The organism is Azoarcus taiwanensis (assembly GCF_012910885.1).
Lineage (GTDB): Bacteria > Pseudomonadota > Gammaproteobacteria > Burkholderiales > Rhodocyclaceae > Azoarcus_F > Azoarcus_F taiwanensis.
Window position 1 is genome coordinate 1 of the sequence record NZ_WTVM01000164.1, and the last position, 7,142, is coordinate 7,142.

The following is a 7,142-nucleotide window of genomic DNA, read 5'->3' on the forward strand; positions in this document are numbered from 1 at the left end:
CCGCGGCAACTCCTATCGCCTCAAGGAGAAGCTCAAATCCGGACTCGTCCGCTCATTTGACGAGCAAACCCAACCGGGTGGGGAAATTTGAATTACCACACTGGGGAAAATTCGCTTGCCCTTGACACCCTCGGGTTGATCCTGCGCTGCAGCTTGCGTGCCACGTAGCTGCTGGCGTAGAGGGGGAGGGTTTCGCCGGTTTCCGGGTCGGCCGGTGCGACCAGCCCCACCTCCTTGGCCATCTCGCCGGTGACTTGATCGGGCAGGATTCGCACCTGCCACTTCCCGCGTTCGCGCCAGGCTTCGGCGAAACGTAGCTCGTTGGGACCCAGGCGATTGGGGCGTGAGCCGAATGCACGCCCAACGTCACTGGCTGATTCGTCGACTTCGCGGTTGGTGACGATGTACATGACGGCTTCCTTGCAGAGACTATACATAAAGCATAGTCTGGCGGTGCGTGACCGCAAGGTCCACCGGGCCCGCTGTCCTGACTTCTGAAGTGCATTATTGCGCGTGGGAAACGGGCGTCCGGTGGTATCTTGGCGCGACCATTCCTGGAGCCATTTTTCGATGAGCAAACCCCTGATTTTAGTCGTCGGCGTCGCGGTACTGACCGCAGGCGCTTTTGTCGGTACGAGTCGCATCGTCGGCGGTGTCGTCGCCGATGAAGTCGCCGCGTTCGAGTCCTCGCTGGCGGCGATGGACAATGTGCAGGTCAACCGGCTGGATTACAGTCGCAGGCTGTTTGACGGCACACTGGATTACGATCTCGTCGTCCGGGTATTGCCCGGTGATCCGCTCTATCCGGAGATGTACGAGCTGCTTGGCTCGGCGGTGGATGCCGGCCTGCGCATCGACGGGCGTTTTGACGTGAAGCATGGCCCCTGGCTGGGCGATGGTGCCGGCTTCGGGCTCGCCCGTGCCACCGGCGGCATGGCCTTGCCCGAGGCGCTGCGCGCCGCGCTGCCCAATTATCCGGGCCAACGTCCGCTGATCGCGGCGACCGCCGAGATGAATCTGTCGCGTGAGGTCGATATGCACCTCGCTGGCACCGACTACCGCGGCAGGGTCGTGCCTCCCGACGCATCGACTTCGGGCAATCTGGTGTTCGCCGGGCTGGATGCGAGAGCGGTATTCGGGTCAGCGCTCGATGCAGTGCGGTGGTCGGTCCGTCTCGAGGAACTGTCGCTCGAGATTGCGGAGGAGGAACGCATCGCCAGTGCAATGCGCAACTTCTCTTTCAGTGGCGATGTGCGTCGTCGGGGACCTGGCTGGACTGGTTCGGCAGAGCTTGGACTCGGCGGCTGGACGATTGACAGCGATGAAGCGGACGCCGCGCTCGGCGATACGCGCCTGCGGGCTGAGCTCGGGATTCGCAAGGCGAGTGATGGACAGGATCGCCAGGCGATGAAGCTCGACGGTTCGGTGACCTCGTTCGACATCGCACTCAAGGGACGGGAAAGCGGTGAGGTGCGCATCGGGCGCATGCGGGTCGAGGGCGACGCCTTGCGTGAATGGCATTCGCTATGGACCGGTACCGGCGCGTTCTCGGTCGACGGCGTGAAGGTGGCAGGTGAAGGCTATGTCACCGAGCTGGCTTCGCTGTCGGCAAGTTCGAACACCATCGCACGCGACGGTGTGGTGGACCAGACGGTGGATCTCGACATCGGCACGATTACCGTCAATGGACTGGCATTGGGCAAGGGTCGCATGCGGACCGTGGCCTCGGGCTTCGACGGTGACGGACTCGACGCGCTGCTTGGGGTGCTCGAGCGTGTCGGCTACGACGAGTCGGCGTTCTCCAGGCCTGATATCGAAGCGGGACTCCGGTCGGCGCTCGAAGGTATTCTGTCGCGTCAGCCTGCGATCGCGATCGACCCGCTCGCCTTCGAATTCAAGCAGCCGGACGACGCCAGTGCGAGGGTGGTTGTGGGATTCAGAGGCCAACCCGGACTGAGCATCGACAACCCGTTTGCATTGATCGAGCGACTCGACGTCGAAGCCGGCTTCAGCCTGCGTTTTGACGCGATGCGTGAGTTGGTCCGGATCGGGCTCGAGATCGAATCGATCGCGGCGCGCGAGGCAGGCGAAGTTGTGCGTTCGGCCGAGGAGATCGCACGCGAGGTGGACGAGCGCTTCGACGGCCTGATGCTGATGGCCGGCCAGGTGCCCTATCTTCAGGTGGGTGCGGATGGCGTCTCGATGTCGGCAAGTTTCCGCGAGGGCCAGCTGACCATCAACGGTGAAGCGGTGGATGATGCTACCGGTCTCGCGGCGTTTGGCGGCTTGTCGTCTCTCTTTGGTGGAGGCGACACACCCGAGTCGGCGGGCGGGGATGCGCCGGATCTCGACTGGAGCGCGCAAGGCATGTTCGGCAACGTCCAGTTGTCTGCCGGTTTCGACCCCGATCCGCACGAGGTGTCGGTGATGGCCGGTGGCACCGACTGGCTCGAGCACGAACTCGGCTGGGAGTGCGTCGGTTACGTCAATGCGACGCAGCCGGACGTGGTCCTCGACTACGCGGCTGGTGACTGGCCCCTCCACATCTACGCCGAGTCCGACGAGGACACCACGCTCATCGTGCGTGCACCGGACGGCGAGTGGTACTGCAATGACGACGACCGCGGGCTCGACCCCGGTCTGGCGTTCGAGAGCCCGGACAGTGGGCGCTATGTAATCTGGGTCGGAACCTATTCCGATTCGCCGGCGCAGACCACCCTGAGCATCTCGGAGCTGGCGCCCTGAGCTTGTTTCATTAAGCAGAAAGCAGAAGGCCGGCAATTTGCCGGCCTTCTGCTTTGGCTCAGGGCTTCTTCATCAATGCCCGTTCCTGTGCCCGCCTCCGTTCGGCGCGGGCCATGAGCCACCATCCGATAAAGGTGATGATGGATACCGTCACGATGATGATGGTTGCCAGGGCGTTGATCTTGGGGCTCACGCCGAGACGGACGCTGGAGAACACCACCATCGGCAGCGTCGTTGCGCTCGGGCCGGATACGAAGCTCGCGATCACCAGGTCGTCCAGCGACAAGGTGAAGGCAAGCAGCCAGCCGGCGACAATGGCCGGGGCGATCAGCGGCAGCGTGATCACGAAAAAGACCTTGAGCGGCCGAGCGCCGAGGTCCATCGCCGCTTCTTCCAGCGACTTCTCCAGCTCACGCAGGCGTGAACTGACCACGACCGCGACATAGGCCGAGCAGAAGGTCACATGCGCGATCCAGATCGTGCTCATGCCGCGACTGGTTGGCCAGCCGATCAGCTGACCGAGCGCGACGAACAGCAGCAGCAGCGACAGGCCGGTGATGACCTCGGGCATGACCAGCGGTGCGGTGATCATGAAGGCGAAGCCATTCTCGCCGCGAAAGCGTCCAAAGCGGGTGAGCACGAAAGCCGCGATGGTGCCGAGGACCACCGCCGTCGTTGCGGCCATGAAGGCGATCGTCAGACTCAGCAGCACCGCCGAGATGATCGCCTGGTCGCGGAAGAGCTCGCCGTACCAGTGAGTGGACCAGCCGGCCCACACCGTCACCAGGCGCGAGCTGTTGAACGAGTAGATGATCAGGATGAGCATCGGGATATAGAGGAACCCGAGGCCCAGGATCAGGATGAGACGCCGCACCCAGGAGCGGCTGGCGGGGATGTCCTGCATCAGTCGCTCTCCATTTCACGGCGCTGGTAGCGGTGGAACCACATGATTGGCGCCATCAGCAGCAACAGCATGGTCGAGGCCAGCGCGGCGGCGACCGGCCAGTCACGGTTGTTGAAGAATTCCTGCCACAGCACGCGGCCGATCAACAGGGTGTCCGGCCCACCGAGCAGTTCCGGGATCACGAACTCGCCCACAGCGGGAATGAAGACCAGCATCGAGCCGGCGATGATGCCGGCCTTGGTGAGCGGAATCGTCACCGTGAACAACGTCTTCCACGGTGGCGAGCCGAGGTCGGAGGCGGCTTCGACCAGCGAGTGGTCGAGGCGCATCAGCGCGGTGTAGAGCGGCAACACCATGAACGGCAGGTAGGCGTAGACGATGCCGATGTATACCGCGTAGTCGGTGTTGAGGATCTGCAGCGGGGCGTCGATGAGGCCGATCTTGAGCAGCGCGTTGTTGAGCAGGCCGGTGTTGCTGAGGATGCCCATCCACGCATAGACCCGGATCAGGAACGAGGTCCACGACGGCAGGATGATCAGCATCAGCAGGATGATCCGGGTCGAGGGCGGCGAATGCACGATGGCCCAAGCCAGCGGATAGCCGATCAGCAGGCAGATCAGTGTCGAGATCGTCGCCACCCGCAGCGACGTGAGGTAGGCGTTCACGTACAGGCTGTCGGTGAACAGCATGACGTAGTTGCCGAAGTTGAGCACGACCTCGAGCTGGTTGTCCGCCCAGCGCACGACTTCGGCATAAGGCGGCAACGCCACCATCGCTTCGGAGAAACTGATCTTGAAGACGATGATGAACGGCACCAGGAAGAACAGCGTCAGCCAGGCGTAGGGCAGGGCGATGACCAGGCTGCGGCCGCGGATCCGGGGGAATCGCATCGCTGTTGCCCTCGTCAGTTGAGCAGCACCGAGCAACTGTCGGGCTCCCACGTCAGGTGGATGGTGTCGCCCCAGGTCGGTCCGCTGTGGCGTGTGCGGGCGACGTTGGGCAAGGTCACCAGCAGCTTCTTGCCACTGGCCAGACGCACGTGATAGATCGACACGTCGCCGAGATAGGCGATTTCCTCGACCTCGCCGCTGGCGGTATTGGGCCGGCCTTCGTCACCGGGCTCGGCGAGAAAGATCTTCTCCGGCCGCAGTGCGACGGTCACCTTCATGCCCACCGCGGTTTCCACGCCGTGGTCCACGCGGATTGGCTGCACCATGTCGGGACAGCGGATCACCGCGTGGTCGGACTCATTCTCCGCGACCTCGCCGTCGAGCAGGTTCACCGAGCCGATGAAGCCGGCGCTGTATCGGGAGTTGGGGAATTCATAGACGTCGTGGGGTTCGCCCACCTGTACCAGACGGCCCCTGTTCATGATCGCGATGCGTCCGGCCATGGTCATCGCCTCTTCCTGATCGTGGGTGACCATCACGCAGGTCACGCCGACCTGTTCGATGATGTTGACCAGTTCGAGCTGCATCTCCTCGCGCAGCTTCTTGTCCAGCGCGCCCATGGGCTCGTCGAGCAACAGCAGCTTGGGCCGCTTGGCGAGGCTGCGCGCCAGGGCCACGCGCTGGCGCTGGCCACCGGAGAGCTGGTGTGGCTTACGACCGGCGTATTCGCTCATGTGCACCAGCGTGAGCATGCGTTCCACCCGCTCGCTGATCTCTGCCTTGGGCAGCTTGTCCTGCTTGAGGCCGAAGGCGATGTTGTCTGCCACCGTCATGTGCGGGAACAACGCATAGGACTGGAACATCATGTTGATCGGCCGCTCGTAGGGCGGCACATCGACGATGTCGACGCCGTCGAGCAGGATCTGACCGCGAGACGGACGCTCGAAGCCGGCAAGCATTCGCAGCAGCGTGGACTTGCCACAGCCGGAGGCACCGAGCAGAGCGAAGATTTCGCCCCGGTTTATCGTGATGCTGATGTCGTCGACCGCGGGTACACCGTCGAACAGTTTGACGATGTTGCGGATCTCGAGGAATGCCTCGCCCTTCTTGATCTTGTCGGGTGGTCGCGGGGTGGCTGGCTTGGCTGCGTCCATGACTGGCTGGTTCCGGCTGGGTATTGTGATTGGATGGAAATCAGGGGATCGGCCCGGCGTAGCCGCTGAGCGCGAACCGGACGCCGAGTCTTCCGGCGTCTTCAGAAAGTGAAAAAAGCCCCGCCCGGTGAGGGGCGGGGCCTTGCGGGCGGAGGCGTGTCATGCCGATGCGTGATTCCTCGCGTATCCCGGCCTCAGCGGCCGGTGCGCACCCGCGTCCAGGCGCGGGTCATTTCACGGTGCACGTTCTGCGGCAGGTCACCAACGGTGAACAGCTTTTCCATGACCTCGTCGGACGGGTAGATGCCCACGTCCTCGAGAATGGATTCGTCGACGAAGGCCTTGGAGGCCGGCACCGGGTTGGCGTAGGCGACATAGTTGGTGATGCCGGCCATGTTCTCCGGCGCGAGCAGGTAGCTGATCAGCTTGTGCGCGTTGTCCGGGTGACGGGCGTCCTTGGGGATGGCCATGATGTCCACCCACAGGTGAGCGCCTTCCTTCGGGATGTAGTAGGCGATGTTTACGTTGTTGCCGGCTTCCTCGGCGCGGTCGCGTGCCTGCAGGATGTCGCCGGACCAGCCGACCACCGCGCAGATGTCGCCGTTGGCCAACTCGGTGATGAAGCGCGAGGAGTGGAAATACGTGATGTGCGGGCGCAGCTTCATCAGGTGCTCGAGCGCCGGGCCGGAGTAGTCGCGCGGGTTGGTACTGGACGGGTCCATGCCGAGGTAGTTCAGCACCGTCGGGAAGATCTCGGTCGGTGCGTCGAGGAAGGCGACGCCGCAGCTCGCGAGCTTGGCGATGTTTTCGGGCTGGAGCACCAGATCCCAGGAGTCGGTCGGCGCGTCGTCGCCGAAGATCTCGCGGATCTTGTCAACGTTGTAGCCCACGCCGGTGGTGCCCCACATGTAGGGCACGCCGAACTTGTTGCCTGGATCCACCGCCTCGATCAGACGCATGATGGTCGGGTCGAGGGTGTCGTAGTTCGGGATCTTCGAGCGGTCGATCTCGAGATAGATACCTGCGTTGATGTGTCGGGCGATATGGGTGCTGGTCGGGACGACCACGTCGAAGCCCGAGTTGCCGGCGAACAGTCGTGCCTCGAGCACCTCGTTGCTGTCGTACACGTCGTAGGTCACCGAAATGCCGGTTTCCTGAGTGAACTTGGGCAGCGTGTCGTCCGCGATGTAGTCGTTCCAGTTGTAGAAGTGGACGCGCGGCGGCTCCTGCGCGATTGCCCCGCCGGCAATGCCAACGGCGGCGGTGAAAACGCTCAGACGGAACAGGTTCTCGAGTCGGCTCATCGGGCTACTCCAGGTCAGGTCGGGGTGGGTGGCGACGACAGGGGCGAAATGTCGCACAGACAGGGGGTGGGTTCAAGGTTTTCCGCCCCGATTTGGGCAAAAAGGTGCGTTTAGTCAACGTGTTGGGTGCTGTTGCGCTGCGACC

General features: G+C 63.3%; 6 protein-coding genes. 1 reads left to right on the plus strand and 5 read right to left on the minus strand.

Features of this window, described 5'->3' with window-relative positions; translation table 11 throughout:
• Positions 1 to 92: 92 nt before the first annotated feature.
• Positions 93 to 410, minus strand: coding sequence for a hypothetical protein (locus tag GPA21_RS18035; RefSeq protein ID WP_168989488.1), 318 nt, complete (start codon positions 408 to 410; stop codon positions 93 to 95).
• Between the two features lie 160 nt (positions 411 to 570).
• On the opposite strand from GPA21_RS18035, the gene GPA21_RS18040 reads away from it, so the two are divergent.
• Positions 571 to 2,745, plus strand: a complete 2,175-nt coding sequence (locus GPA21_RS18040) for a DUF945 family protein (RefSeq protein WP_168989489.1) — start codon at positions 571 to 573, stop codon at positions 2,743 to 2,745.
• 58 nt (positions 2,746 to 2,803) lie between these two features.
• Here GPA21_RS18040 and potI read toward each other — a convergent pair whose 3' ends face one another.
• The 4 genes from potI to GPA21_RS18060 all read right to left on the minus strand — a co-directional run bounded on the left by potI (position 2,804) and on the right by GPA21_RS18060 (position 6,997).
• On the minus strand, positions 2,804 to 3,649 hold the full coding sequence (gene potI, locus GPA21_RS18045) for a putrescine ABC transporter permease PotI (RefSeq protein WP_168989490.1): 846 nt from the start codon (positions 3,647 to 3,649) through the stop codon (positions 2,804 to 2,806).
• Positions 3,649 to 4,539 (minus strand): putrescine ABC transporter permease PotH, encoded by an 891-nt coding sequence (potH, locus tag GPA21_RS18050; protein WP_168989491.1) that lies wholly within the window; start codon positions 4,537 to 4,539, stop codon positions 3,649 to 3,651. Before potH ends, potI begins: the two co-directional genes overlap by 1 nt.
• 14 nt (positions 4,540 to 4,553) lie before the next feature.
• Positions 4,554 to 5,693: a putrescine ABC transporter ATP-binding subunit PotG gene (gene potG, locus GPA21_RS18055; protein WP_168989492.1), complete on the minus strand. Its 1,140-nt coding sequence runs from the start codon at positions 5,691 to 5,693 to the stop codon at positions 4,554 to 4,556.
• Between the two features lie 194 nt (positions 5,694 to 5,887).
• Positions 5,888 to 6,997: an extracellular solute-binding protein gene (locus GPA21_RS18060; RefSeq protein WP_168989493.1), complete on the minus strand. Its 1,110-nt coding sequence runs from the start codon at positions 6,995 to 6,997 to the stop codon at positions 5,888 to 5,890.
• Positions 6,998 to 7,142: the final 145 nt, after the last annotated feature.